17 protein-coding genes and 3 pseudogenes are annotated in these 25,134 nt (G+C 59.4%); 11 read left to right on the top strand and 9 right to left on the bottom strand.

The genetic code is table 11. The features are described 5' to 3' along the window. Nucleotides 1-43: 43 nt before the first annotated feature. Nucleotides 44-1,792 (bottom strand): annotated as a pseudogene (locus ACGHC0_RS07120) (DNA internalization-related competence protein ComEC/Rec2); the annotation flags it as partial. Nucleotides 1,793-2,439: 647 nt separating this feature from the next. On the opposite strand from ACGHC0_RS07120, the gene ACGHC0_RS07115 reads away from it, so the two are divergent. Continuing rightward, nucleotides 2,440-3,090 carry a hypothetical protein gene (locus ACGHC0_RS07115; RefSeq protein WP_415267790.1) on the top strand — a complete coding sequence of 217 codons (651 nt, stop codon included), beginning with the start codon at nucleotides 2,440-2,442 and terminating at the stop codon, nucleotides 3,088-3,090. 103 nt (nucleotides 3,091-3,193) lie between these two features. Here the strand turns inward: ACGHC0_RS07115 and ACGHC0_RS07110 are convergent, their stop codons facing one another. Beyond that, on the bottom strand, nucleotides 3,194-3,559 hold the full coding sequence (locus ACGHC0_RS07110; RefSeq protein WP_415267789.1) for a helix-turn-helix domain-containing protein: 366 nt from the start codon (nucleotides 3,557-3,559) through the stop codon (nucleotides 3,194-3,196). 136 nt (nucleotides 3,560-3,695) lie between these two features. Here ACGHC0_RS07110 and ACGHC0_RS07105 point away from each other — a divergent pair, with 136 nt between their 5' ends. From ACGHC0_RS07105 to ACGHC0_RS07090, 4 genes and pseudogenes are all read left to right on the top strand, one after another. Then, nucleotides 3,696-4,160, top strand: a complete 465-nt coding sequence (locus ACGHC0_RS07105; RefSeq protein ID WP_415267788.1) for a hypothetical protein — start codon at nucleotides 3,696-3,698, stop codon at nucleotides 4,158-4,160. After that, nucleotides 4,154-4,945: a hypothetical protein gene (locus ACGHC0_RS07100; protein ID WP_415267787.1), complete on the top strand. Its 792-nt coding sequence runs from the start codon at nucleotides 4,154-4,156 to the stop codon at nucleotides 4,943-4,945. The genes ACGHC0_RS07105 and ACGHC0_RS07100 overlap by 7 nt, the downstream gene beginning before the upstream one ends. Nucleotides 4,946-5,342: 397 nt before the next feature. Beyond that, nucleotides 5,343-5,849 (top strand): HAD domain-containing protein, encoded by a 507-nt coding sequence (locus tag ACGHC0_RS07095; protein ID WP_415267786.1) that lies wholly within the window; start codon nucleotides 5,343-5,345, stop codon nucleotides 5,847-5,849. A 187-nt stretch (nucleotides 5,850-6,036) separates the two neighbouring features. Beyond that, nucleotides 6,037-6,504, top strand: a pseudogene (locus ACGHC0_RS07090) (HAD domain-containing protein); the annotation flags it as partial. 34 nt (nucleotides 6,505-6,538) lie between these two features. On the opposite strand, the gene ACGHC0_RS07085 reads toward ACGHC0_RS07090, so the two are convergent. The 6 genes and pseudogenes from ACGHC0_RS07085 to ACGHC0_RS07060 form a co-directional block, all read right to left on the bottom strand. Beyond that, nucleotides 6,539-7,378 carry a hypothetical protein gene (locus tag ACGHC0_RS07085; RefSeq protein WP_415268465.1) on the bottom strand — a complete coding sequence of 280 codons (840 nt, stop codon included), beginning with the start codon at nucleotides 7,376-7,378 and terminating at the stop codon, nucleotides 6,539-6,541. A 114-nt stretch (nucleotides 7,379-7,492) separates the two neighbouring features. Further along, nucleotides 7,493-7,639 (bottom strand): annotated as a pseudogene (locus ACGHC0_RS07080) (DUF4236 domain-containing protein); the annotation flags it as partial. A gap of 161 nt (nucleotides 7,640-7,800) precedes the next feature. After that, nucleotides 7,801-9,054, bottom strand: a complete 1,254-nt coding sequence (locus tag ACGHC0_RS07075; RefSeq protein ID WP_415267785.1) for a Wadjet anti-phage system protein JetD domain-containing protein — start codon at nucleotides 9,052-9,054, stop codon at nucleotides 7,801-7,803. After that, entirely contained in the window at nucleotides 9,029-12,385 is a 3,357-nt protein-coding gene (locus ACGHC0_RS07070) for an ATP-binding protein (protein WP_415267784.1), read from the bottom strand. Before ACGHC0_RS07070 ends, ACGHC0_RS07075 begins: the two co-directional genes overlap by 26 nt. Continuing rightward, entirely contained in the window at nucleotides 12,382-13,089 is a 708-nt protein-coding gene (locus ACGHC0_RS07065) for a DUF4194 domain-containing protein (RefSeq protein ID WP_415267783.1), read from the bottom strand. The genes ACGHC0_RS07070 and ACGHC0_RS07065 overlap by 4 nt, the downstream gene beginning before the upstream one ends. Before the next feature lie 4 nt (nucleotides 13,090-13,093). Then, on the bottom strand, nucleotides 13,094-14,557 hold the full coding sequence (locus tag ACGHC0_RS07060) for a DUF3375 domain-containing protein (RefSeq protein WP_415267782.1): 1,464 nt from the start codon (nucleotides 14,555-14,557) through the stop codon (nucleotides 13,094-13,096). Between the two features lie 148 nt (nucleotides 14,558-14,705). Between ACGHC0_RS07060 and ACGHC0_RS07055 the strand changes: the two genes are divergently transcribed. From ACGHC0_RS07055 to ACGHC0_RS07030, 6 genes are all read left to right on the top strand, one after another. Continuing rightward, the gene (locus ACGHC0_RS07055; RefSeq protein ID WP_415267781.1) at nucleotides 14,706-15,614 is read left to right on the top strand and encodes a WYL domain-containing protein; all 909 of its coding nucleotides are present in this window, start codon (nucleotides 14,706-14,708) and stop codon (nucleotides 15,612-15,614) included. Between the two features lie 86 nt (nucleotides 15,615-15,700). Beyond that, entirely contained in the window at nucleotides 15,701-15,904 is a 204-nt protein-coding gene (locus ACGHC0_RS07050) for a hypothetical protein (RefSeq protein ID WP_287142338.1), read from the top strand. Next, complete coding sequence (gene zorA, locus ACGHC0_RS07045) at nucleotides 15,901-17,958, top strand: anti-phage ZorAB system protein ZorA (protein WP_415267780.1); 2,058 nt, start codon at nucleotides 15,901-15,903, stop codon at nucleotides 17,956-17,958. Before ACGHC0_RS07050 ends, zorA begins: the two co-directional genes overlap by 4 nt. A 3-nt stretch (nucleotides 17,959-17,961) precedes the next feature. Continuing rightward, a complete protein-coding gene (locus ACGHC0_RS07040) occupies nucleotides 17,962-18,672 on the top strand; it encodes an OmpA/MotB family protein (RefSeq protein ID WP_415267779.1) in 711 nt (236 codons plus the stop codon). Continuing rightward, nucleotides 18,669-20,360, top strand: coding sequence for an EH signature domain-containing protein (locus ACGHC0_RS07035; RefSeq protein ID WP_415267778.1), 1,692 nt, complete (start codon nucleotides 18,669-18,671; stop codon nucleotides 20,358-20,360). Before ACGHC0_RS07040 ends, ACGHC0_RS07035 begins: the two co-directional genes overlap by 4 nt. A 9-nt stretch (nucleotides 20,361-20,369) precedes the next feature. Further along, nucleotides 20,370-24,119 carry an SNF2-related protein gene (locus ACGHC0_RS07030; RefSeq protein WP_415267777.1) on the top strand — a complete coding sequence of 1,250 codons (3,750 nt, stop codon included), beginning with the start codon at nucleotides 20,370-20,372 and terminating at the stop codon, nucleotides 24,117-24,119. 475 nt (nucleotides 24,120-24,594) lie between these two features. Here the strand turns inward: ACGHC0_RS07030 and ACGHC0_RS07025 are convergent, their stop codons facing one another. Continuing rightward, entirely contained in the window at nucleotides 24,595-24,894 is a 300-nt protein-coding gene (locus ACGHC0_RS07025; RefSeq protein ID WP_415267776.1) for a DUF6471 domain-containing protein, read from the bottom strand. Nucleotides 24,895-25,134: the final 240 nt, after the last annotated feature.

The following is a 25,134-nucleotide window of genomic DNA, read 5'->3' as shown; positions in this document are numbered from 1 at the left end:
CTGGAAGCACCCGCGGGGGGCGGGGCGCGGCCGGATTCCGCGGTCAGAAGGGGTCCGCGGCCCCCACGGCGGCTGCCGCGGAGGCCGCGGAGGCCGCGGAAGGCGGCGCATGGTGCCAGTAGCGCCGCGCGGCATCGCGCTCGCAACGCCAGCGCAGCGGCCGCGCGGAGTGCCAGAACCAGGCGCCGCAGGAGGGCGAATCCACCAGCTGTACCCCTCGCTCCGCATAGCGCCCCACCACGTCCGGCGCCGGGTGCCCGTAGCGGTTGCGGTGGCCTGCCTGCACCACGGCGGTGCGCGGCCGCACGGCGTCCAGCAGCGCCGGGCTGGAGGATGTGCGGCTGCCGTGGTGGGGCACCAGCAGCACGTCGGCCGGCACCAGTGCGCCCCGCGCGGCCAGGGCGGCCTCTTCCACCCGGCCGATGTCGCCGGCCAGCAGCGCCGACGCGCCGGGTGCCGAGATGCGCAGCACGCAGCTCACCGCATTGGTCCGGTCCTCGCGGCCGGCCGACGGGCCCGATACGCCCGTCCCCGCCCTGTCGCCGTCCAGTGCGCCCCCCGGCGGATGCAGCACCTCGAAGCGCACCCCGTCCCATGTCCATTGCCGGCCCGCCTCGCAGCGGGTGATGGCGCGTGCGCCCTGCGCCTCCAGCGGATGGCCGGGCTCCAGCGATCCCCACAGGTCCGCGCCCGGATGCGCGGCCAGCACCGCCGCGGCACCGCCCGTGTGGTCGGTATCGCGGTGGCTGAGCATCACCCGGTCCAGCCGCTCGCCGCCCGCGCGCAGCAGCGGCACCAGCACGCGGTCGCCGGCATCGCTCTGCGGGCCGTAGCGCGGCCCCGCGTCGTAGAGCAGCGCATGGCCCGCCGTGCGCACCAGCACCGCGCTGCCCTGGCCCACATCGGGTGCCAGCAGCTCGAACTGGCCCGCCCCGGGCCGCGCCGGGTGCCACCACAGCACGGGCAGCAGCAGCGGCAGGCCCATCAGGCGCAACGCCCAGGGCAGGCGCATCACCAGCAGCACGCCGCCCGCCATGCCGGCCACACCCGCCCACAGCGGCGCCGCCGGCAGCGAAACCGTGGCCCAGGGCCAGGCCGCCAGCCACTGCAACCCTTCCGCGAACGGCCGCAGGCAGGCCGCCGCCGCCGACCACAGCGGCGCCCACAGCACGCCCAGCAGCGCCAGCGGCGTGACGATCAGCGTCATCCACGGGATCGCCACCAGGTTCGCCACGAAGCCCACCACCGATATCTGCCCGAACAGCGCCACCGTGAGCGGCGTCAGCGCCAGCGTCACCACCCACTGCTCGCGCAACAGGACCAGCACGCGTGCGCGCAGGCGTCCGGCCGCGCGCGCGGCCGGCACCACCTCGGGCGGCGTGGCGGCGTCGGACGCGAACAGCACGCCCACCGCCACGAAGCTGAGCCAGAAGCCCGCCTGCAGCAGCGCCCACGGATCGGCCGCCACCACCGCCGCGCAGGCCAGCAGCCAGACCTGCGGCCAGGGCCAGCGCCGCCCCGAGAGCCGCAGCGCGCCGACCACCGCCAGCATGCACACGGTGCGCTGCGCCGGTACCGCCCAGCCGCTGAACAGCGCATACGCCGCTGCCAGCAGCACCCCGCCCGCCAGCGCCGCCCAGGGCGCCGGCACCGCCAGGCACAGCAGCGCCGAGCGCCGCCACAGCCAGCCCACCACTGCCGCGGCCACCCAGGCGAACAGGGTGATGTGCAGCCCGGAAATGCTCACCAGATGCGCCACGCCCGTGGCGCGGAACACATCCCAGTCGGCCCGGTGGAAAAGAACAAACAAGTCCTACTCCCGAACAATAGGTCCTACTTCAGCGACTTTTCATCAATAGGTCCTACGCCAAAGCATAGAAACCGTGCCTGTAGCCAGAGACAAAAGGTCCTACCCTCGAAGGAAGCGACAAGCATCCGATATGCCACTGGGCACCAGTTGGGGGACGCGTTTGCTTGAACCTTGGCCGAAAAGCTGGCGCAGCTCGGATGGAAACCACGCTTTTCTGCTGTTTAGACAATGGCTACTACGCTCAAACCCGGCCTTGAACAAATGGTGCTACTCCACCCTGCTTCATGCTGTTCAACCCCGAGACATGTCGTCTGCCTGTAAGCCGTGTAGCACCCGACAGAGGGCGGTTGAGCATCGCACCTCGTATGGGCTACACGAACCAACAGCACACAGCTATGATGCTATCCAAGGCGTCTGGGCCGAACCTGTTCCCGGGTTAAAGCAGACAACAGACTTCTAGTGACCTAACGGACTTCAATCCGGGTCGATGCGTAATCGGGAACCTTCGACCAAGTAGATTGGAGTGCCGTATGGCTGCTACACCCTTGTGCGAGGCTCCGCTAGGAGCATTGAAGAAGTCGCTTCGCGACGAATTTCCGGACGTTAAGTCCTCCCATCTAACTGAAGCCATGGCACACAGCCTAGGATTTCAGACGTATGCGTCGCTACGTGCAGAGATGGTTGGCCCAGAACTCGACCGCCCGTTCCACCTTCTCGACTCCAGGCTGTTCGTCGAACGACTGGTTCAGTTGGGGTATGACGACGACCCAGAGTTTGAGTTTGAGATGACCATCCATGGCCGAAAGGACTTGCAGGGCGTCGTCTCCACTGTTCCCACCTCAGCCTATGAGATTGAGTACAAATCCCCCAGAGACCGTGCCTGGCGGAATCTGATGGTCTGTGCAGTGAATGCAGCTCTGCAGCAAAAGCTCTTCACCCTACGGGCCGGGGACGACCGATTTGATGACACGCTACGCCGTGGGCATCTCTTCGACTTCGTGCTCCCCAATGGTCTTGCTGCACGCGGCTCCGTCGCCACGGCTGGGTTTGATGAGCTTGCAGTACATGCAGCAGTCAATCCGAAAGGCGATGCGGTTCGACATTTCAGCTCGAAGTTTGACGCGGGAGATGCATTCGGTACTACATGGCTTGAGCGCCGAAACGGAGCGTGGATTCAGACGACATCGTCGTTTCACTGTCGGCGCAGTCTTCTAAGCCAACTTGCTGAGCTGAGTGTGCGGCCAATGGGGTTCGGCGACCGCGGACGCGTCATCATGTGACGACGGAGGTGCGCCGGCAAGTGCTTTGTCAATGCATTTGGCCGAGCCAGACCAGACAATCGCCAAGGGGCTACGGCCCCTCGCTCGCCCCCAAGGACTCCCGCTACTTGCTGCCAGACCGTGCAGCAGGGAGTTCCGCCTCCCTCGCCGCGATGGCCTCACGAAGCAGTTCTGGATGCTGCATCAACTTCTCGGCCTCCAAGAGCAACGTCGATGGTGGGATATTCAACGCACCGCAGAGCCGTACCAGAGTCACCAAATTCGGGCTGGTCGCGCCGTACTCGATGCGCTGCATGGTCAACCGGCCCATACCCGACTTGTAGGCAAGTTCCTCTTGGACGAAGTTCGCCTGCTTTCTTGCTTTGCGCAGGACTAGCCCCACGGCAACGGCCCACTCTGCCTCCTGCTCGGTCAAATCTTTCCTCATGACCGGCAGTGTTGAACACATGCTACTTTTAAGGAACTTCATAAAAGACACCTCTTTTATGTAGCACATAAAATGAAGCATCATTTATGATGCATACATTTTAAGTCTGCGCCTTCTGTCGCAGAGCCCGGTTGGTTCTCCGCCGTGCCCCAATGACGAAGGCCTCCATCACAGTTCCATGGACAGCTTCATACGCACACACAGCGGAGCGCAGGTTTTGCCCCCTGCCTGGAAAAAGGAACGCGGCCGGAAGGCCTGGCGTTTCGCTCAGTTTTCTTCTCGGGTGTTCTTCCTCATCGAGGCATGCGTCGACCAACGCAAAGACATCGAAATCGTTCAGTTCCTGACGACCGATGTAGCCGAGGCTTACCGGCTCGAAAGGAGCTTGCCCGAATGCCGCTGGTCCCGAGTACAGCTCTTCTTGCGATTTCGCGACTTGGCCAAGCAAGACCTCACCTACGAAGAACTTAGCGCTGCCTACCGGTCCCGCACCACCGGGGCACATTGGTATCACCTATCCTCTGGCCACCTGATAGCTGAATCCGGCATCGCGACCCGCGAATTACCGCATCTCGCGCAAGACTTCGACTTGGTCTACGAGCGCCGCGGGGCCAAGTCAGAACTGCACTCCCTCCCATGTTGACGACCATCCAGCTGGCCTCGGACCTTCATGTCGGGGAGTATCTGGCGGAGGGCTTGGAAATCCCGTTTCGCGTCCAACCTCAGACGAACCTGCTCATCCTCGCCGGTGACATCGACACCGGACTCCAAGGAATGGACTTCGCACGCGCTTTGGACGTGCCGACGCTCTATGTCCCAGGCGTTCTCGAACACGCGGGGCTCGAGCCGGAAGTGGCCGCACCCCTGATGAAGCTGGACTCTTCACGCACAAAGGTTCGCGTCTTGCAGAATGATGCAGTGGTCATCAACGGCATCCGGCTTCTCGGAACGACGCTGTGGCCAAACTTTGGGGCGCCCCGACCGCCTGGAGAGCCCGAACGAGTCGGTATTGAAGTAGCAATGGCAGGCTACGGCAGCCTCCAGGATAACGGCAAGCCAATGACCTACGAGGGGCTTTGGACGCGTCATCAAGCTGCCGTAGCTTGGCTAAGCCAGCGTCTTGCGGAGCCGTTCGATGGCCCCACAGTGGTGATTTCCCACCACATCCCGCATCCGAAATCCATTCCACGGCAGGGAGCCGACGACCCTTTCGCAGCCGCCAGCCAGACCCGACTGACGGAACTCATGAAGTTAGCCGACTACTGGCTCCACGGAAGTGCGCACGTGGCATGCGACTACCGCATCCGCGACTGCCGGGTCATCTGCAACCCTGTCGGAGCGCCATCCGACCATCGTCATCCCTACTCGGTCGCTCAAGGCTCCAACCGCTATGACCCAGAGTTGCTTATTCGGATTTCCGGCGCATGACAGACAACTCGCCTGGCGCACCCCGCGAAAGCCTGATGTCATTTGCCAAACACATCGAGACCAGCCTTCGCTTACACCAGACGGGCTGAGGAAGCCATGATGTCCCCGTTGGCCGTCCCAGGGAAATCGGTGCTGTTTCTCGATTTTTTAAGCGCACCTGTTCGCCGTTGCGTTTGGTTTTAGCTGGGGACGACGTGTTGGCCGTTGTCTTTGCAAATCGGGGAGTGTTGCAGTTGGTGTAGCCGTCTAAAGCGACCCTACCGTCAGCGGATGTTGCCTTAAAAACAGTAGTGAACCGACACCTGTGTCAGTACCGACATGCTGACCAACGCCCCGAATCCTCTACGACACACACATCCGTTGCGGTGATGTATCCCATCGCTTGCCAAAGGCTTACATGACGACTCAGCGCTTGCGGATTCTGTATCTCGATTTTGATGGAGTGCTACATCCGGCGGACGTGTGGTTCAGCCCGGAGCAGGGATTCCGACTAGGCGCCGGCTACGCCGACCGTCACGCTCTCTTCGAGCACGCCAATTTCCTGGCTGCCCTACTGGGGCCTTACGATGACGTTCGCATTGTTCTGTCTACGTCATGGGTACCTGTCATCGGCCTCGCAGAAGCCGCCGCGCGGCTGCCACCTGAGCTCGCGAACCGCGTTGTGGATGCGACATTCGACCCCAATTTACACGGACCGCAATTTGGCTCTGTGGCGCGCGGCCATCAAATACTTGACCATGTGAGGCGCAACGGGGTGTCAGATTGGGTAGCGCTAGATGATGACGCGAGGGGCTGGCCGGGTAGAGCGCGTGCGTGCCTCATAAAAACAGATATGGTGCGAGGGCTCAATGACCCCTCACCGCAGACCAAGCTTGCCGCCTGGCTTTCGACGGACTTGCGATAACTGTTACTGACCGCCCTGAGGCTTAGCCGCAGCCCCGTGATTTATCGGCTTGCATCTCAACCACTTTCCGGGAGCGAATACTGTCATTGCCCCATTAAATCCAGTGAACTGGAGGGTTCCAGCCGCTTGTCTAGTTAGCAACTTTCAAATGCAACACCTTGCGAGGTGCGCATGAGACTTCGACGACGTCATTACGCTCGGGAAACCATACGGCGGGCATCACCTGTTACGAACACCGCAGCCAGACGACATCCACCTCCGTCTCTGGCACAAGCCTGCGATGGATGCTGTTCTCGAAGTCATCGCGCAAGCGCGACCGTACGTGGTTCTTACGACAACTTGGCTACGATTTCTAGACCTTGCATCCGCCCGCGAACTCTTCCGCAAGACAAATGCCATGCCATTGGCGGAACATCTGCATCCCTTGGGAGAAGCGCCTCAGGTACTCGGTCAAACCCGCCAGCAGGCGATAGATTCCTGGATTTTCAGCCAACGCTGGTCCGGCCCTTATGCGATTCTCGACGACGCGTGCAGCGGGACAGGCTTGCTCGGCTCAATCCACAACCGGCGAGGACGGTTGTTCCTCTGCGAGCCAGAGACCGGATTCACCGCTTGCCAAGTTCCCGCAGTGCTGAAAGCTCTGCGAACTGCATAAACGCCCGCCCTAAGTCACGCTGCGGCACGCCTCTTCAGCTTGACCGGCGAACTTTGTCGAGAGCGGCAGCCAACGCGTCAAACCCGCCCTCCTTGGAGCCGATGAACCGGACGTCGAGTCCATCAGGTGTCGACAAGTTGAATTGGTTGTAAGCACATACGGGTAGCTCGCGGTTGTTTTTGAACCGCCTATCAGGACCACCTTTTTTGTTGACGTATTGCCAAGTACGGTCGATAACACGGGCATCGGATGGAACCGCTTCATGTTCGATGAATCTGGTTGCCACGCTAACCGCTTCAAGACGTTGGTATGAAATTCCGCCGACAGCACTGCCCTGGAAAGCCAGTACGCGGTCGGGATAGAACGCCAGCGTAGTTTTCGCGGCCTTGAGAATCGGGACTTCAACATTCGCAACGACCCCAGGCGCTTGCCCCAAGAACAGGGAAGCCCCTGCAAACTTCAACCCTTCCGCCGCGCCTGCCGAGTACTTCGTGTCTCCATAGCGCGAAGTGTTCGCAATAGCCTTCAGCTTGACCGCCCCGGCCGCATGCTGAAGCGCCGAAACTACCGCAGAGTAGAGCTCGTTGGTCGTAGCGTCGGGCTCATAAAAAAGGACCGTCAGCTTACGCATCTTGTCGCGCCAGCGCACCCACAACACTGCTGCGACGAAGACTGCAAAAATTCCTAAGAGAACAGCTCTAGGCCAAGCTGAGCCCAGGTTGAGAAGAAACAAGAATAGCCCACCAAGGACCACAAGTGCGACTGGCCACAAATCGGACTTGTGGCGCTGCTCGTTCATGGACTGGAGCAGTGCGTCGCTTGTCGAGTCTTCCAGTTCTAGAACGCTCTTCGTTTCATGGTCGACCGTGGCCACAATGTTGGGGTCGGCAGGCAAGCGCGCGTCCGAACCATCGGGGACGAGTTTTGGCAGCGCCTGTGGGGGTTGACGTGCACGTGCAGTTCCGCCCAAGCTCTGTCGATACCGGAAGCCCGCGACGCCCCCACTGATGTATGCCCCACGAGGACCCGTACCAATACGCAGGCCCGGGATGCCAACCGACACCCCGATGCCTGAGCCCGAAAAGTTGAATCGAACTGCGCCGAGCTTTACGCTCCTGGAAAATGAAAGGCCCACAAAATCCCCTCACGAGGGTCACGCTCGCCGTAGTTATAAAAATGAGGCTAGCTCCAGCACAGCGCCGGAACTACATATGACCTAGCCATTTATCCTAGCGCCACTTCCTAGCCCCCCACGACTTCGCCTTCTCAAGCGATTGAGGCATACCCGAACACTGGTCAATTTGGGACCACCGACTCAAGGGAGCAAGCGGGCCCAAAGTCAGCACTTGGAACCACGCCATCGCTTTCGATGAGCCCACACTTCAGGGCCTCCAGCAATGCCTTCAAGGAGGCGCTCCAATCCAACCGTTCCTGCTCAAGTCGCACACGGCCACCCCATGTGCCGGCACGCAGGTGTTCGTAGACCGATTTCTCCCCAGAGGTCAACTCTTCGTAGGGCCCGCTGGCGCACAACGCCGATTCCTGGACCCAGAGCGGTCGGTGCGCCAGAAGCGTTGCTTCATCCATCAGCACGGACCGAATCTGAGGAACCGCCCTGCGGGCGCGGTCCAGGATTGCAAAACCGTGGGAATCGATGTCTCCCCAATAGACAACGTCAGCACTCTGCAACCAGGGAAGAGCTCCCAAAGCGCTCACAGCATTTCCGAGCTTCATGACGAGCACAGTGTTCGCGACATCTGGAAGCGCCAGCCCTGTTTCGAGGTTCTCGACAATCACGACAGCTGCCGGAGAAATGGGCAATCTGCCAAGCTCCACTACCGGAGCCTCAATGTCACCCAGCCCTCCGACGAGGCTACGCAGCGTCGGACAGAGCAAGCGGATGCGCACTCGATGAGCGGGCTTCTTGAGGCCAACCAACGCATGGAAGTCACCGCCCTCATCTCCAATCCCACGTATCGCGCGAAGAAGACCGGCCACAAGCCCCGTGCGCTTCTCCAACCACTTTGTGTCCAGCCCCTCTATCGGAAGTTGCCGTAGATACAAGCCCGATACGGAATTCGTGGTCACCCAAGCCAGCAGGGTCACCAAGCGTTCAAAATCCTCGGCCGAATAGTCCGCGAGCACATCGAACCGAGACGCCAAGGCATTGCCCTGCGCAAGCACCGGCCACAAACTCGACAGGCGCTGATATCGTTCGCTGGCAATGCCCCAACGCCTGGACTGTCCAACCGCATCCGCCACGACGGCAGCGCTTTCAAAGCTCAACCGGCTGGGTAGTCGATGCTTGCCGAACCTTGCAAATTGGCGTTCTTCGAACAGGACCTCTCCTGGGCCAGTCCGTGACTGCCAAGCGGCTGCCCACGCCCTGACCGCAGAAGCATCCTCCGCGATGTCCTTATCGGTTGGAACGCCCAGCGTCACGTCCAGTGGCCAGATGCCTTCTCCGGCCAGCCAGTTCTGATGCTGATTGTTGAAGCGACGAACCAGGAAATCGCGCGCAGCCTCAGGAGACAGTAGTTTCTTCGACATTGCGCACGTCCTGGGTCAGCTTCAGTCGATGAGACTCGCTGTCGTATTCGATGGGGATGACCGCCGACTTCTTTCGGTCCTTGATGTGCACAAAGCATGCGCCGCCGATGAACGGCTCCAGCGTCATCACCGACTTCAACGGTGTCGCCACAATCATCTGGAATCCGAAGGTCTTGAAGATGTTCATGGCCATGGCCGTGAATTCCGCATCAGCCTTATCGAAAGCCTCATCTAGAACAACGGTCGAGTAGCGGGGAAGTGCCCTGTCCTGGCCACCAAGCTGGTACCGAAGTGCAGCCGCCAAACAAGTTGCCGCCAATTTCTGACGCTGGCCGCCGGACTTACCGGCGCCACTGCGGTAGACCTCAACCTCCAGGTCGTCCTCGTCCAGTTCGCGGGCAACGAACTCCACGTGTTGCCGCACGTCGAGCACAAAATTCCGCCAGTTCTTGTCTGCGGTTTCCTGGCTCGCGAGACGCTTGACGAGTGCTGCCAACGCTTTGAAGCGCTCCTCGGCCAAGTCTCGGTCGTTGGAGAACGAGTGGCTGAGCGATTCCTTGAGACTCGCACGGAACAGGCGCACATCCTCGATAGCTTTGTCGGTCGTATCGATGACGAGGTGCGTCCCCGGATTGAACGGCGCCGTCTGCAGGCTTTCATTGACGAGTTCCATGCGCGACCGAATGGCCGAGCGCTCCTCGTCCAGCTTCGTGGTGAGCAGCGTAAGGTTCTGGTCGCTCTGCTCTCGCAGAAGACTGAAGAAACGGTCTTCGAACGCAGGCAGGTTGTCGTCCTCCAGCCGCTTGAGCTTCGCCAGATAGTCGTCGGCGCTTTCGAGCGTCGCATCAAGGCCGCCAGCAAGCGCAGGCCACACGCGGTTGAAATCCGCGAAGCGCTGCACGATGGAATTGCGAAGGTCCGACAGCCGGCTTTCCAGCGCACGTAGTTCCGAATTCAGGCCGCGCTCAACCAGATTGGTCACATGGTCGAGACTCTCCAAAGTGACAACCTTCTCCGTGGCCTCGTACCGGACAGCAATCTGCTCGGCGAACGCAGGTGAACGGTCCGAAGTCGGCCACAGTCGGGCAAGCTCTTCCAGCTTCCCTTTCAAGCGATTGATGTCTGCAGCAATGGATTGCCCTTTGCCATCTTCAGCGTTCTTCTTACCAACAGCCTGGGAATGCACGCCTTCTTGCTTCCCGATACTGTCGTTCAACGCTGCCAGGTCCGGACGAGCTTCACGCTCAGCCTTCAACCGGACGGTCAGGTCGTTGATGCGCGTCAACAGAGACCCGACATCCACGTCGTTCCAAGTCAGGTTCGACAGGTTTTGGCAATGCAGCATCTGCGCCTGTTGAGCATCTTCCTCTTTCCCAATCTTGCGAACGGTCTCTTCCAGCTCGCTGATACGGCCACCGATTTCCGCAGCCTGCTGCTTGAAGAGTGCCAGCTTTTCCTTGTTATCGAACCCAAGAACCCACTGATTGCGGTCGTTGACCGAGTGGCGGTCATTCTTCTCATGCCGCATCGTGCTGTGCTTGACCTGCCCCTCCCGGGTGACCGCACGCGAAGCATTGCGGAACGCCTGCAGGTTATCGGCGCACTCGAAATCGAAGGAATGCTTGAGCTCCTCCCGCACCCAGTCCCCGAAACTACCCGATGCCATGTTCAGCTTGCGCACCAAGGAGTTGGGCCCAGGGGACCGCCCCGAGGTCTGGGGGATGGTACGGAAGTACACCAACCGCTCACCAATGTTTCGTTCATTCAGGTAAGCCGACACCGCAGAGTAGTGCTTCTCGTCCACGAGGATGGACCGTGCGAAGCCACCCAAGACACGCTCGATGGCACCACGCCACGCCGTTTCGTCGGCTCTTACCTCGACCAACTCGCCAACGAACGGCAGCTTCTCTTCGGGAATCGAGAGGTCCCGAGCCATGCGCTCACGCAGGTCGACCAGTCGTGCCGGCAAGTTCGACTTCTGGCGCTCGAGCGCCTTGACCTCAGCGACAACCTTCAGAAAGCCCTCATTTGCCCGGCGCAGCTCTTCCTTGACACCGTCTTTCCGTTCCTCGACCTCGTTCTTCAAGTCACGGGCCTTCAACACCCGCTGCTTGGCGGCTTCGACACGCTGAACAAACCACACAACGGAATCCGGGACAGCCCAGCCCATGGCTTCGCATGCCGCTGCGGCCATGTCCCGCTTGCCGATACGGATGGGCTTTTCAAGTTCAGCGGCCTTGATGTCATCTTCGAGCCGCACCAAGACGTCTGCCCCCATGTTGAGCTTCTGTCGTTGAAGGTCCGTCAGCTTCTGGAACTCGTTATCGACAATGGACGCGAGGCGCAACGCCTCCTGCCTCGACCCCTCCCTGTCCACTTCAAGCTCGACAATGCGCTCATCGAGAAGAAGCTTGCGCCGGTGTTCTCGATACTGGTCGATGGCGGTCTGTATGGCCTGCAAGCCATTGCTTTCAAGCTTTACCCGGTCCAGTTCCGCATGCTCTTCACGGGCCGGAACCAGGGTCTGAATTTGCTTGCGCGCAGCGACGACCTCTTGGTGCGCTTCGTTGAGCTCCCCGAACTCATTGACCAAGCTCGCGGCGATGCCGAAGGTTTCGGGCTCATCCAACATGAAGTCCCGCAGGAACACGTTGAGGTCGCCCAGGTTCTTGGCGGATTGCGTCTTGTGCAGCAAGCGCAATGCACGCTCGTTCTCGATGCCCAGCAGCCGGCGAAAACGCTCTTGGTAGGCGCTGAATTCCGTATGCACCTTTGCATCGGGCAAGTCGTGCTTGAAACGTCGAGCATCGAACTCGTTCTTCGCGAAGAACTCCAGTTCCTGAACATCAAACTCACGTTCAAGCGTCAGGTACACACGCTTGGCATCACCCGGGGCGGTCGAATTTCCCTTCACCCACAGAACTTGGGCGAGCACCACCACACGCCCCAGTTCATCACGATAGGTTTCCGCGATGGCCGACCATGTCGTGCCACTACGCAGGTACTGCGACACATATTCACCGGCCTCGCCGGTCTGCTGCGCCCAAGCCCCTCGAAGGTACGTCATGACGCTGCGGTCCCGGCCATTGCGCTCGGCCTCGCGGGCGGCAACGTTAAAGTCCACCCATTTCGGAGGCGTCAACAGCGCTGCATGTGCATCCAGGACTGTCGATTTGCCGGAACCCGAAGGACCGACAAAGAGGTAGCCCTCCTTCGGGATGGGGAAGTCGAAGACATTCGAGAACGTCCCCCAGTTGAACGTTTGAATCCGCGCGAGACGGAATTGGTCACTGCTGCCGCCCAGCAGGTCGGCTTGGGCAAACGGGTTCATTGGGCCTCCTCCTCATCTGCCGGCTGTTCGTCGTCATCGCCATCAGATTTCCCACCGCGACCGATTCCTCCTGGAGAGGTTGCCAGCGTGGCATAGGTGCGCGTGAGTTCCTGAATTTCCTCGGCGGAGAACAGGAGCTTGAGTGTTGGCGAGACCTCGTAGCGCTCCCCCGACCCGCGGATGGACTGCAGCAAGCTCAGCTTCTTCGCCTTGTCGACAGCATTGACGACCTGCCGTGCGAACTTGGCGTGGTCAGGGTTGTTCTCTTTCTCGAACACCGCCAGATGCTCTTGCATGTCTTCGCGCGACACGACCGCCCGCTCGCCCTGCGCATCGGCCTGCGTCAGCCGCTGCCGCAGGAAAAGCAGCAGCGCCGTTTCCAAGAATGTGAGGGACGCCTTGCGCAACAAGATAGGGACATCCAGGTCTTCAGAGACGACCTGCCTCGTGAAGGCGACCTTCTGCTCATGGTCGATGACGACTTCAAGAAAGAGGTCATGCATACGCGAACGGATAGCGACCTCGTCGCGCAGCAGGACTGGCCAGAGCTTCGACTGGCGCCGGGCGTCTACCGAGGGTCCGAGAAGGAGTTGAACCAGGACCCGTCGGGTATCAATGGGCAATGCCCCCGTATCCCCTTGGAAGGTTGCAGCTTCGGCAACAGCAGAATCTGCCGCCGCATCGCCTACGAAGGACTCATCCATCGCGTCAGTCAACGAGTTCAAGATAGCGCTCCCTCATGAAATAGATGGTGGGAACCTTGGCGCGGCGCTGCACCTCGTCATCCCCTTCCCAGACCACAAGCTCTGTCCCGTCGGTCACTTCCCCATGCTTGGAGCCCAGGGCAACGTAGCCGACAACACTTCCTAAACCCTGCTCCGCAGGGTACTCAGCAAGGACCTGCGCGATGGAAACCTGAGACTGCCGCTCCAAGATGGCCCGCACATGGGCTTTGAGCGTTCGAAAGTCGATTTCCGATTGCCGAACCAGCTCGCTCACCGTTTCGAGGTCCAATTCGGACGGCTCGGCCGCCTGCATCGAGGAGTCGGTCACGCGCTCCGCCGGGTCATACAGCGCCCACTGGGACACTGACCTGATACGGCTGCTGGACTGCATAAGCTCGAAGCCCACCTGTTCGTTTGGCCGCACGTCGTCCTTGGCGCTCAGCGCAGCCTGCGTCGCCGCTTTGAGGAGGCCATGCAGTCGCCGATGTTCGAGAAATTCACGGCTCTGGACAAAGCTCTTGAGACTACGCGCGAAATGCTGCAGGACATCGTGCACCCCTCGTCCTTCGTTCAACAAGGCCCCAGTCAGTCCCAACAAGAATTTGCGCTCCTGCGATTCCAGCTGTCGCGCGAAGGGCCGACTAGTCACCTCATCCAACGACTCGCGGAGCGTCGCGGCCTGCTCGCTGTCCGTCAGCAGCCGCCAGAACGCATGGAAAGTTCTGCCGGCATCACTTTCACCAATGAGGTCGACCCCGGCAAAGAGCTGCTCCAGCACATCACCACGGCTCCCTTCGTTTTCCATCAAGCTCTGACGAAGACCTCGGTTCAACCTCTCGAATTCATCACGAACGCTTCGGAAGTCGGCCGCGAGTTCTTGTGCCAAGGCGATGACTTCGCGCGCCCGTTCCACGGCGCGGTCCGGGGCAAGCGCTTTGACCCCACCGCGTTCGACCTCGGCAATCGCCCGGTCAATCCGGTCGCGCTCGGCGCGCAGGGCAGCCAGGCGCGATTGCGGATTGATATCGGTCTCCTCCGCCAGCCGTGACAGCTGGTGAATCACGACGGATAGCCGGCTCTCCGTCGCAGTGGTACGAGGCTTCAAAAGCCCTGTCACAAAGCGCAGTGCCGTCAGCGCGTCAACCGACAGCTCGTACTCCTCTTCGGGAGCCCCCGCAGGAAATCGACGCGTCAACCACCCCTGACTGAGCCACTCTGCGACATATGCCTGTGGCGTTTGCGGAAGCTCCTCCCCAACAGCCCGTAGCGCTTCGATATCCCGGGTCAAGCGTTCATGAAGCACCGAACTTGGAAGCGTTTGCCCAGACTCAACGAACAATGACTGCAACATGGCAATCACGACCGGCCCCTTGTTGGCGGCCAACAGGCGCCACAAGGGTTGCTCGCGAAGATTGCGAAGGGCGGCCGCGCCTCGAAGAGCTTTCATGCCTCGTCCCCGGCAACGTCAAACCTGCTGACTTCTCTCACAGAGACCTCCAAGATTGATGTCCGACGTCGCCAGAATACATCTATTTACTATTCGCGTCTATTTTTTATTCTCGTATAGTTTTTGTACCCGTGAGACAATTTGAGAGATGACACAGCCAGATGCCAAGCCGCCAACCAAAGCGGAACAAGCCACCAGTCGCTCTTCTGGCCGGTGGAGCCAAGACCGCCGCTTGGAATTCATAGACTTCCGCCTGCGCTGGGACGGCCGACTCAACCGTAGCGACCTCATGGAGTTTTTCGGTATATCCGTACCTCAAGCGTCGCTGGACATCGCCAAGTACACCAGCCTGGCGCCAGGCAATCTCGTGTATGACCGCAGTTCTCGGGTCTACACGGCGCCTCCTGAATTCCAGCCCCTCTATCCCTCCAGCGATGCGGGCCGATTCCTAAACGAACTCCTGGAAAACAGCGCAGGACTGCGGGCTGGACAAAGCAGCTTTCTGGCCTGGGCCCCCCCAGTGGCCACCGTACCGGCACCCAGTCGGAATTTTCGAACCGACGTTCTGCTCGCACTATTGCGCGCCATCAGGAAAGGGACGGCTATCCGCGTGCAATACCAGTCCATGACCCGTCCACAGCCGACCTTGCGCACGATTGCGCCGCATGCCCTGGCCCATGATGGGTTTCGCTGGCACGCGCGCGCGTTCTGTCATACGCGCAAGGAGTTTCGCGACTTCGTCATCGCACGCATGCTCGAAGTGACTGGCACCGAGCCAGGCATAGCCAATCCGGCGGAAGACTCGGAATGGCACACCATCGTCCCGTTGGTCCTGATTCCTCACCCCAAACTGTCCGAATCCCACAAGCGCGCAATTGAGCTCGACTTCGGCATGGAGGATGGACAGGTGGAGTTCCATTGCCGGCAAGCATTTCTCTTCTACGCGCTGCGTCACCTTCGACTTGAACTGGCTGAATCCGCCAAGCCCGAGGTCCAACAAATCGAGCTCAGAAACCGTGCGGAAGTCGAAGCCTTGATGCCAGGATTCGTTCGGTAGACATAGCAATTTCCTTGCTTTTACCACTTCCAGAAACCATTAGATACATGTATGGTGGAGCTCTATACAGTCGGGAAGAGCCCACCATGTCCGAGGGAAAGAACGTCTCCATCAGTTTTCGCGTGTCCGCGCGCTTCAAAGCGTTGTTGGAGGCCGCAGCAGCACGGGAACGGCGCTCCCAAACCAACATGTTGGAAATGCTTCTGTTCCAGTACTGCGATGCGCATGGCATCAAGGCCCCCGAACTCAAGGCTGTCAACGGAACGCCGGTGGAAGGGCCGACTAAGTGAACTTGCAATCCATTCTCGCCACCACCCCAACGCCCGTCCTGGCTACAGGAGCCGTGCTGGCATTCCTCATCTTAGTCTTCCTGGTGGTCTTCTTCGTCCCGGGCCTCCTCCATTGGAATCGGTTGAGGTCCATTCAGAAGGACATCCGGCGTTTTGAATCCAAGAACTCCGCGTCGGAGTTCAAAAAAGTCTTTGCGCGAGACAAGCGTCTGGCACACCTATGGAAGGAGTATCAAGACTCCCTGCACATCCAGCGCGAGGAACGCGATGGCCAGCTCACCATCATCGCAACCCGTGCAACAGCGCCCGCCGAGTTGTACTTCAACAGCCAGTTCGTGGTTGACAGCCGGCTTCGCACAGAATTCTTCAAACACCTCCCTGGTCTGTTCACCGGCATCGGCATCATTGGCACCTTCAGCGGGCTTATCGAAGGCCTGCGCCAATTCCAGGTCAGCGAAAACGCTGCCACCGTTCGGGATAGCTTGCAGTCGCTCATGCACCTCGTGGGCGAGGCGTTCCTTGTCTCGGCGGCGGCCATTGGCGCAGCAATGGTCGTGACGTTCATCGAGAAGCTGCTTCTGGCATCCCTCTACCGTCGTACTGAGGAAATCGCCCACGACATCGATGCGCGCTTCGACTCCGGCGCCGGGGAAGAGTATCTATCGCGCCTTGTACGCGCATCGGAGGACTCCGCTAGCCAGTCCAAAATTCTTAAAGACGCCTTGGTCAAGGAACTGGGTGAACTGCTTCGGGAACTGACCTCCGCTCAAATCACCGCATCAAAGGACGCACAGCTGCAGCTCGTCGACCGACTAACTCAAACCTCGAAAGAGCAAGTCGAAGCGTCCAGGGAAGACAACAAGGCACTGGGTGCCACCATTGCGGAGAGCATTCAACAGAGCCTACAAGGTCCGCTGCAAGACATCGCCAGTACCGTCAAGGCCGCAAGCGGCGACCAAAGCGCGACGGCTGCGCGCATGCTTCAGGACGTCATGGCCAGCTTCAGCCAGCGCTTGAATGACCTGTTCGGCGGGCAGATTAGCGGCCTGAGCGACCTCAATCAGCAGACAGCCAAGAGCATTCAGGACGCGGTCGGAACCCTACAGACGCTCGTCGCAAACATCGAGGAATCCAGTCGCCGTTCCACGGACACGATGGCCGAGCGAATGGCCCAGGCCATTGAGAAGATGGAAGCACGGCAAGAGGCGATGAACGCCCAGTCCGCGGCTTTCATTGAGCAGATTCGGCAACTCGTTGCATCGTCGCAGTCAGAGACGAACACCAAGCTTCAGGCCACACTGGAAACCATTGGTACTCAGGTGTCCGGCATGCTGGCCACCTTGAACGACTCCCAAGCCGCTGTCTTCGAAAGCAATCGCGTCCGTGAACAGGTCATGGCAGACCGCACGACCAGCGCCGTCAACAGCATGTCCGAGTCGGTAGAGGCCGCCATCAAGGAAATCGGGGTGGCCTCCACGCAGATGGCTCAGAACGTCGCAGTCCTCACCCAGACCACCAGCACCTCGGTCGACAAGATGAATGCCGGTGCTGAGCAACTGGGCGCTGCCTCTCGAAACTTCGCCGCGGCGGGCGAACGTGTCACCGGCGTGCTCGGACAAGCGGCAAGCGTCACTGCCAAGCTCGCCGAAACATCTGGTGCACTTACCGCCGGGGCTTCCACTTTGCAAGACCTCTTGCGTGACTATCGCGTTCAACGTGACGCAGTCGGTCAATTGGTCGCCGAACTGCGAGAAACCGTCGAGCTCGCCAGGAAAGAGGCATCTCTCACAACCGACATCCTCACCCGCATTGAGAGTTCGGCGACCCGACTGGGAGCCGCTCAGAAGCAGGCCGATGAATATCTGGAAGGTGTCAGCCGGGTGCTCGGTGAAGCCCATACGACCTTCGCCACTGAAGTCCGGCGCACCTTGGAGAAAGCCAACACGGAGTTCCATAACAAGCTCGGTGCAGCCGTCGGCCTCCTGTCCTCCGGCGTGCAAGAGCTGGAGGTGACGCTTGCCTCCATGGGCAACATGAAGCCAGCGCGGGTGTAAGCCATGGTAGGGGCCAAGCTTGTCTTCAAACGCGGCGGCCGGGATGAGGCGGAGAAGCCATTTTGGATTTCCTTCGCCGACCTCATGACCGCACTGATGGTCTTGTTCCTCGTGGTGATGGGCGTCGCCTTGCTCGCCGTGACGAAGAACGTGACCGAACGCGAGAAGGCCGAAGAACAGCACCGAAAGGACATCGAGCGCATCCTCGAACGGTTCACGGAAGCGGCGAAACGCTATGACGGTATCAAGGTCGACAAAGAGCGTCGCGTTATCGACTTCGGTGACCGCGCCCGGTTTGCCTTCGGTAAATCCACGCTGACTTCGGACCAGGAGAGCGTCCTGCGGCAGTTCGTTCCGGAAATCCTCACGTTGGCCAACGAAGACCTAGGCAAACGAGTACTCAAGCGCGTTGTCGTTGAAGGGTACACGGACAAAACGGGCTCCTACCTGAGCAACTTGAATCTCAGCCTGCAGCGCAGTCAACGGGTCCTGTGCACGATGTTTGCGACCAGTGGCAGTAACGTTCTGTCAGCCCCGCAGAAAGAGGACGTCCGAAGTCTCTTTCTCGTCGGAGGCTACTCCTTCAATGCTGCCAAGGAAACTGACGAAGAAAGCCGCCGGGTAGAAATGCGGATGGAGTTCCTGGGCATCAACGAACACCGAGCGCCGGCGCCGGTCGAGTCTGGAAACTTCGGAGAGTGCGCACTGCGATGAACCCACTCGACCATCTGGCTTCGCTGCTACGGACCGGGACCGAGGAAGGCTCACGCGCGCTGGCGGTTTCCACCGAAATCGACGGCGTACTGGCAAGAATACGAGAGCGCGCCAAAGGGTCTGCTCGACAGACTTTGTCCGAGGACCAGCAACTCAATGCTGTGCGCAGGTTTTGGCACAGCCAAGAAATCGCATCTTTCCGGGATGCCTATTTGCTATCTTGGGGGCTGTGTCTGCCGCACAAGCCGAGTGGTCCCTGTGTTTTGGAGGACCGCCCTCGGCTGGAAGCCGTTCTTGATGGCGTCGATAGCTGGTCCGAGCGTCCGAGCGCCTTCCGTCGCTGCTATCAGGGGTTGGCTAAAAGCTACTTCACCTACGACGCGTTCGGGGACAACGCACCCGCGACGGCCCGCAACAACTGGAAGCTGCTGCGCGAATATCTGCACGACAAGAACGACCTCATCAAGGACAGGCAGGTCAACCCAGACTGGGTGGCCACCGCCATTGGCAACAGGCAACTGTTCGGGGAGACCCCTTGCGCTCCGTACGTCGATGAGTTGCTGCGGGGCGATGCCAGCGCCATAGACCATCTCTGCGAAGAACTGGGCATCGCCAAGGCATCCTGGTTCCTGCGCGAACTTGTCCTCGCGCAAATCCGTGGAGCGACGCAGTTGAGCGATAGCCAATTCAAAGGTCTGCTGCCCCGGATGCTGGAGCTACTCGCAAACAACGATGTGCTGCGAGACCGTGGCCTCGTCATGCTGCTTGATAGATACGTAAAGGTTCCGGGTATGCATCTGCAGCAGAACCTGCGGGACTGGTCAGTGCTTTGGTGGGGAAATCCATGGCTCCCCTCCAATGAAACCCGTTGGGGTGGCGTCGTGCCCGAAGCACGGTCGATGGTCTCCGATTGGCTCAAACTAGAGTTCATCGAGACCTTCTTCACCAAACTGGCTGAAGATGGCCTGGGTGACCGCCGCCGCATGGAGTTCTGGAAACGCTACGTCAAAGCCATCGATAACATCGAATTCGCACTAGGCTCAACGGCGCGGAATGCCCGAGACCGGGACTTCGTTGCCCTACGCAAGAAGATGGAGGGGCTAATTTGTCATCTCGACGCGGCGGGCAGCAACAACGCCTTCATCATGCGGATGGGCGACTTGGTAGCCGTCGAGTTCAGTGGCATGGGCAACGCCCTGTACGGGTACGACGCCCGTAGGACTGTTCCATTCGACACGGCTGAGCCGCTACGCCTGCCGCAGTACGACCACAATTCGCTCAAACAGAAAAACCGCAGCATCCTTTGGCTCAGCCACCAAGATGGCATCAACGGCTGGGCCAAGTGGGAACAGATGTTCGACGCGAAGTTGCGCGAGGAGTTCGGCATCAAGCCCCAGACCGTTGCGACGCGTGTCGCCCGGCCCTCCTCACCACCCAATCAGCCTCCAGAAAATCTCCCGCCGCGGCGCGAGCAACTTGTTGTTGAAGGCGCAGGCGCGGCACTCCCCAAGCACTACAACCGGTTTGCCTTGGACAAACTAGCCCATCGACTTGGTTTGCGCATCGAGGACAGGACGCCCAAGGGCGGCAGTCTTTGGGTCCTTACTGATGACTCCGACCGACAGGTCGCCGAAATTCTGTCCACCTGGGGCTTCCAACACAAGGCTGGCAAGGGCTGGTGGAGATAAGAAAAACACATGTTCCAGTTATTCAAGAAGAACGCAGCGCCTCCGTCCGAATGGGTGCGTCACTGGTCGCCTGACGGCTTGGTCATCGCTCGTGGCGCCGGACATGGCGGTGGCGTGCACCTGCGCGACCCCATGGTTGGCGGGTTCCTGACTCAGTTGGCAGACGATGGCCTTGCGGTCGAAGTCGAAGATGGTTTTCTTCTGGGATGGGATGCGTTGTACGCCGCCATCACCGATGCTGCCTATGCCTCGCTTCCCGAAGTCCTGTCGACGCCTCCTTTCACGAAGGCGCGGCCGATACTCCAAAGCAGCAACTCGTTGACCGATGGAAACTTCTCCATCGTTCTCGCAGGTTGGCGAGACCATGATGGAGCGCCCCAGGACTGGGAGCTCACGGGTCCGCTGATGGCGCGCGAGGACCGCTCGGAATTGATGCAACCCAAGCAATGGGAGCTCTTCAAAGCGGTTGTTGCCTTTGCTCGACGCCCGGCCTCAGAGCGCACTGATATCGCACATCGCCAAGCTTGGGGCAGCATCCGTAAGCTCGCACTTCAAGCAGGTGCGCAGCTCGACGATTTTCTTTATCGGTCAGTGGTGCTGACCCCAGAAAAGCTGGAGATAGGGCTGCGGCGCTCTGAAGTGGTCGACGATGACCATGTGGTGGAGATAGAGCCTGGATTCGAAGGAGCCCCTTCGGATTGGCTTGACGCATTCGACCGCAGCAAGGACGTTCGAGACCGCTATGACATCGTCACGCCGGAAGGAATCATCCAGATTCTGGTGACTCCCAAGGTCCGCACCGTTCTACAAGAAATCAAACGACTACCCGGTCGGCGAGTCGCAGGCAGCCGAGCTCAGGCCTTCCTGGTCAATCCATACGCCACGTTGGGCGATGATGCCGTCGATGTCATCGTCGAGTCTCAGTTCGAGAAGGCCCGTGAAGACGCTGGACTCGCATACGAGCGATTCACTCCTGTGTTTGAGCGTGACGCTTCAGGGTACCCCCTGCAGGTAGGCTTACTCATCGAAACGGCCAACACCAACGGCCCCGCGACATCGCATACAGAATGGCTCGACGATGCCAAACTCGAAGTGTTCGTTCGAACCCTTCATACCGCGCTTGCCCGCAACTATCAGCTCGTCGCCTGGCACGGATACGACCTTGAGGTACAGGGCGACACGCAACGCCATCTCGATGAGTTGAAGGAGGCGCTTGCCCGGCGGAGCGCCCCGCCCACCCTGGTCTCGTATGCCCAAGTCCATGACCTCAGTGGCTACAGCTCACGCGTGGAAGGCATTGGTTTCGAGAAGCCGTACTACTCCCCTTACATCACGAAGAAGAACGAAGGAGAGGGATGGTTCCCGGAGAACGTACTACCCGTTGTCGTTTACCAACCGGCAGACGGTGGGGAGCCCGTAGCCGTTCCGACAAACAAGACGGCCATTGAGCGGTTGGAGAAAGCAATAGCTGCAGCACAGCAATCCGGGGCATCGACCGTAAAAACGTCTTGGCTACCTCAGGACATTCCGCTGGCTGAAGCGACAAACATTGTCAAAACGTTCAGGGAAGTCTTCAAAGACCTCGAAGATAGAACGGCCCCGCTAACAACACTGCCGCCGCCACCTCCAACCGCGCAGAAGAAACAGCTCGTATTGCGGGCAAATATTCAAGCGTTGGAGTACGAAGAACTCCGTCGTGATGCGCTGGAGTCCGTTCCGTCCGAACCCAAAGTGCCGACGGCGATTCGCCCCGAATACCCTTTGATGAAGCATCAGCGGGATGGCCTGGCCTGGATGCAGCATCTGTTCAGCCTCCAGACCGACTACCAGGTGCGTGGCGCAGTCCTTGCCGATGACATGGGCTTGGGCAAGACCTTCCAGCTGCTCGCCTTGATGGCATACCTCATTGAGAAACAACCTTCTATTGAGCCCATGCTCGTGGTCGCGCCCGTGTCTCTGCTGGAGAACTGGGCAGAGGAAGCTCGCAAGTTCTTCCGGGAAGGCTCACTTCCGCTGCTGACCGCCTACGGTGATGCCCTGGCGCCTTTACGGGTGCCGCGTGCTCAGGTGGAGCAGCGCCTGCAAACCGACGATGGGCTCGTGAAGTTTCTGCGACCAAACTGGGTTGGTGACGCCAAGGTTGTGCTGACCACCTACGAAACCCTGCGTGACCTGGAGTTTTCGTTCGCTGCGCAGAAGTGGTCACTGATGGTCTGCGATGAGGCTCAACGCATCAAAAACCCTGCGGCGATGGTGACCCGAGCCGCTAAGAAGCAGAACGTGGCCTTCAAGATTGCCTGTACGGGTACCCCCGTAGAGAACACCCTTGCCGACATGTGGTGCCTGTTCGATTTCGTTCAGCCCGGCCTGCTCGGCGCTCTTAACGACTTCGGGCAACGCTACCGCAAGCCAATCGAGGCAAAGACGGATGAAGAGAAGGCCCGCGTAGAGGAACTCCGGACTCGCATTGCTCCGCAGATTCTGCGGCGGATGAAAGCGGACGTGGCAACTGAACTGCCCAAAAAGATTGTTGTCGAGGACTGCCGTAAGTTATCGCTATCCAGCACGCAGCGCAACCTGTACGCCAAAGCCATCGACAGCTTCAAGAAACGCGGGGACCCGGACCACCCCACACCGTTCAAAAACCATCTGGGGTTGCTGCACTACCTACGCCTAGTCTGTACTGACCCGCGGCCACACGGTTTGAATGTCTTCAAACCAGAGCCGACCAAGCAGTACCGAGAAAAGGCTCCCAAGCTGGATTGGCTATTGGCGCAGCTACGCCAAGTGCAAAAGAAGCAGGAAAAAGCTATCGTATTCTGTGAGTTCCGGGAGATTCAGAGACTTCTGCAGCACTACATCGAAGCCGAATTTGGCATCAAGCCAGGCATCATCAATGGCGACACCAGCGCTTCAGCCAGTCATACCGCCAGCCGGCAAAAACGCATCAAGGCCTTCCAAGAAGCTCCCGGCTTCGGCGTCCTCGTGCTTTCTCCAGTGGCAGTCGGTTTCGGTGTGAACATCCAGGCAGCAAATCACGTGGTCCACTACACCCGGACTTGGAACCCTGCCAAAGAGGACCAAGCCACCGACCGGGCATATCGTATCGGGCAGAAGAAGGACGTTTATGTTTATTACCCCGTCGTCTGGGCTGAAGACTTCACGACTTTTGATGTGAAGCTGGACCGGCTACTTACCTACAAACGTGGTCTAGCCGAAGACATGCTCAATGGTTCGGGTGACGTCAACCCTGGCGACTTCAACATTGCCGACGTCGTACCCGCTACCGATAGCGTGGACATTGATGAGCGCGTCACGTTGGATACGGCACTGCGCATGAGCTGGCAGCACTTCGAGTGTCTTGCTGGCGTTCTATGGACGAAGCAAGGCTACGACTGCTATCGCACGCCCGGCACCGCCGACAACGGCGTGGACGTCGTCGCGTTGGCGTCGTCAAAAGGCAAGCTAGTACAGGCGAAAACCAGTGGAACTCAAGGTACCGCACTGAACTGGGATGCCGTAAAGGAAGTTGTCACTGGAGAAGCCTTCTACCGACGGAGGCATCCAATGGTGAACTTTGACAAGGTTTGCATCACTAACCAGTTCTTCAACCGACAAGCCCATGAGAATGCCAAACTCAATTCCGTTGAACTGCTTGACCAAACTCATCTGGCAGAACTGCTGGGTCGTCACCCGATAACCATGTTGGAAGTTGAGCGGATGCTTTATTCCGAGTGGTCCGATACTTCTATTAACTGACTGTCAGGCATGGGGACATGCCTCCATCGCCTTGACACTGAAATTTGGTGAGCGTTGGAGCAAGGCGAAGTTTCCCCCTACCCCTCGCGGAGGCAGAAAGCTTCGCCTAGCGGACTATTCTGGGTGAAACCTGGAGCCGGCCGTATGCTGAGGCACGATGGTCGCGTGCGTGCGCCATCGCATAGTCGAACTATCAGAGAAACAGCACTTCTCCCTCTCGCCCCTCCGACTATTAGCTTCCAGGGTTGCGCCTTGAGTCTGCTTGCGCGATGCGTCGGCCGCAGCGTTTTGAGCCTCCTCCTCCGACCAAAACATATAGCTCGCGTTTTTATACCCCGTGAGTGCCTGCTGGAGGTAGCACCTGGGGCCCTCGTTATGAGAAATTAAAGTGGGTTCAATAATTATGAGTCCGACCAATAATTTTTCATAAGTTATCGGGCTCTGCTCGCGCTGAGGGGAGCTCATCGCACCTGACCTAGAGTCGCGAGCGTGTTCGGTCGCGTAGGTCAAGTTGCTGCACGCCAATGGCTCGCATGCACTGCAGGAAGAACACCAGCGTGAACTTGCCCCGGCTGATGCGGTTCCCGATGGCCTTCTCATCGTCCTTGATTCCAAGGATTTCCAACTTGTTGACCAGTTCTCGGTAGGTCACCCCTTGGCGTGCGAGCTCGGCCTTGAGCAGCTGCTTGGCCTCGGCCTCCCACTCCTTCTCCACGGCAGATTTTGGCCGCATTTTTACATCTACTTCAATGCTTCTTCCTTGCATTCGATGCATTTTTGTCGCCAACGGGGTATTTAGCTCAAAAAGCATCGTATAAGATGCATAATCATCGATTTCATGGTTAAAGCTCCTATTGCGATACACATATAAAAGTTTTCACATCTTGAGCGCTACACAACTCGCATGCGCCCTTGCCATGTATCGAAGCGATGTTCGCTTCGGCTGTAGTTCCTCAATTGAAGTAGCCCTTATGCATCGCCCTTGTCCTTATCCTCCCCCCTCCCAGCAGCGCTT

It is taken from the genome of Acidovorax sacchari (assembly GCF_042847045.1).
Classification (GTDB): domain Bacteria; phylum Pseudomonadota; class Gammaproteobacteria; order Burkholderiales; family Burkholderiaceae_C; genus Paracidovorax; species Paracidovorax sacchari.
The sequence above is the reverse complement of the archived record's forward strand: the minus strand, read 5'-3'. Positions and strand labels throughout refer to the sequence as shown.

Excerpts from the sequence above, each read along its gene's own strand:
- ACGHC0_RS07115 (WP_415267790.1), top strand. The coding sequence starts at position 2,440 with ATGGCACACAGCCTAGGATTTCAGACGTATGCGTCGCTACGTGCAGAG.
- ACGHC0_RS07110 (WP_415267789.1), bottom strand. The coding sequence starts at position 3,559 with ATGAAGTTCCTTAAAAGTAGCATGTGTTCAACACTGCCGGTCATGAGG.
- ACGHC0_RS07105 (WP_415267788.1), top strand. The coding sequence starts at position 3,696 with ATGGACAGCTTCATACGCACACACAGCGGAGCGCAGGTTTTGCCCCCT.
- ACGHC0_RS07100 (WP_415267787.1), top strand. The coding sequence starts at position 4,154 with ATGTTGACGACCATCCAGCTGGCCTCGGACCTTCATGTCGGGGAGTAT.
- ACGHC0_RS07095 (WP_415267786.1), top strand. The coding sequence starts at position 5,343 with ATGACGACTCAGCGCTTGCGGATTCTGTATCTCGATTTTGATGGAGTG.
- ACGHC0_RS07075 (WP_415267785.1), bottom strand. The coding sequence starts at position 9,054 with ATGTCGAAGAAACTACTGTCTCCTGAGGCTGCGCGCGATTTCCTGGTT.
- ACGHC0_RS07070 (WP_415267784.1), bottom strand. The coding sequence starts at position 12,385 with ATGAACCCGTTTGCCCAAGCCGACCTGCTGGGCGGCAGCAGTGACCAA.
- ACGHC0_RS07065 (WP_415267783.1), bottom strand. The coding sequence starts at position 13,089 with ATGGATGAGTCCTTCGTAGGCGATGCGGCGGCAGATTCTGCTGTTGCC.
- ACGHC0_RS07060 (WP_415267782.1), bottom strand. The coding sequence starts at position 14,557 with ATGAAAGCTCTTCGAGGCGCGGCCGCCCTTCGCAATCTTCGCGAGCAA.
- ACGHC0_RS07055 (WP_415267781.1), top strand. The coding sequence starts at position 14,706 with ATGACACAGCCAGATGCCAAGCCGCCAACCAAAGCGGAACAAGCCACC.
- ACGHC0_RS07050 (WP_287142338.1), top strand. The coding sequence starts at position 15,701 with ATGTCCGAGGGAAAGAACGTCTCCATCAGTTTTCGCGTGTCCGCGCGC.
- ACGHC0_RS07040 (WP_415267779.1), top strand. The coding sequence starts at position 17,962 with ATGGTAGGGGCCAAGCTTGTCTTCAAACGCGGCGGCCGGGATGAGGCG.
- ACGHC0_RS07035 (WP_415267778.1), top strand. The coding sequence starts at position 18,669 with ATGAACCCACTCGACCATCTGGCTTCGCTGCTACGGACCGGGACCGAG.
- ACGHC0_RS07030 (WP_415267777.1), top strand. The coding sequence starts at position 20,370 with ATGTTCCAGTTATTCAAGAAGAACGCAGCGCCTCCGTCCGAATGGGTG.
- ACGHC0_RS07025 (WP_415267776.1), bottom strand. The coding sequence starts at position 24,894 with ATGCATCGAATGCAAGGAAGAAGCATTGAAGTAGATGTAAAAATGCGG.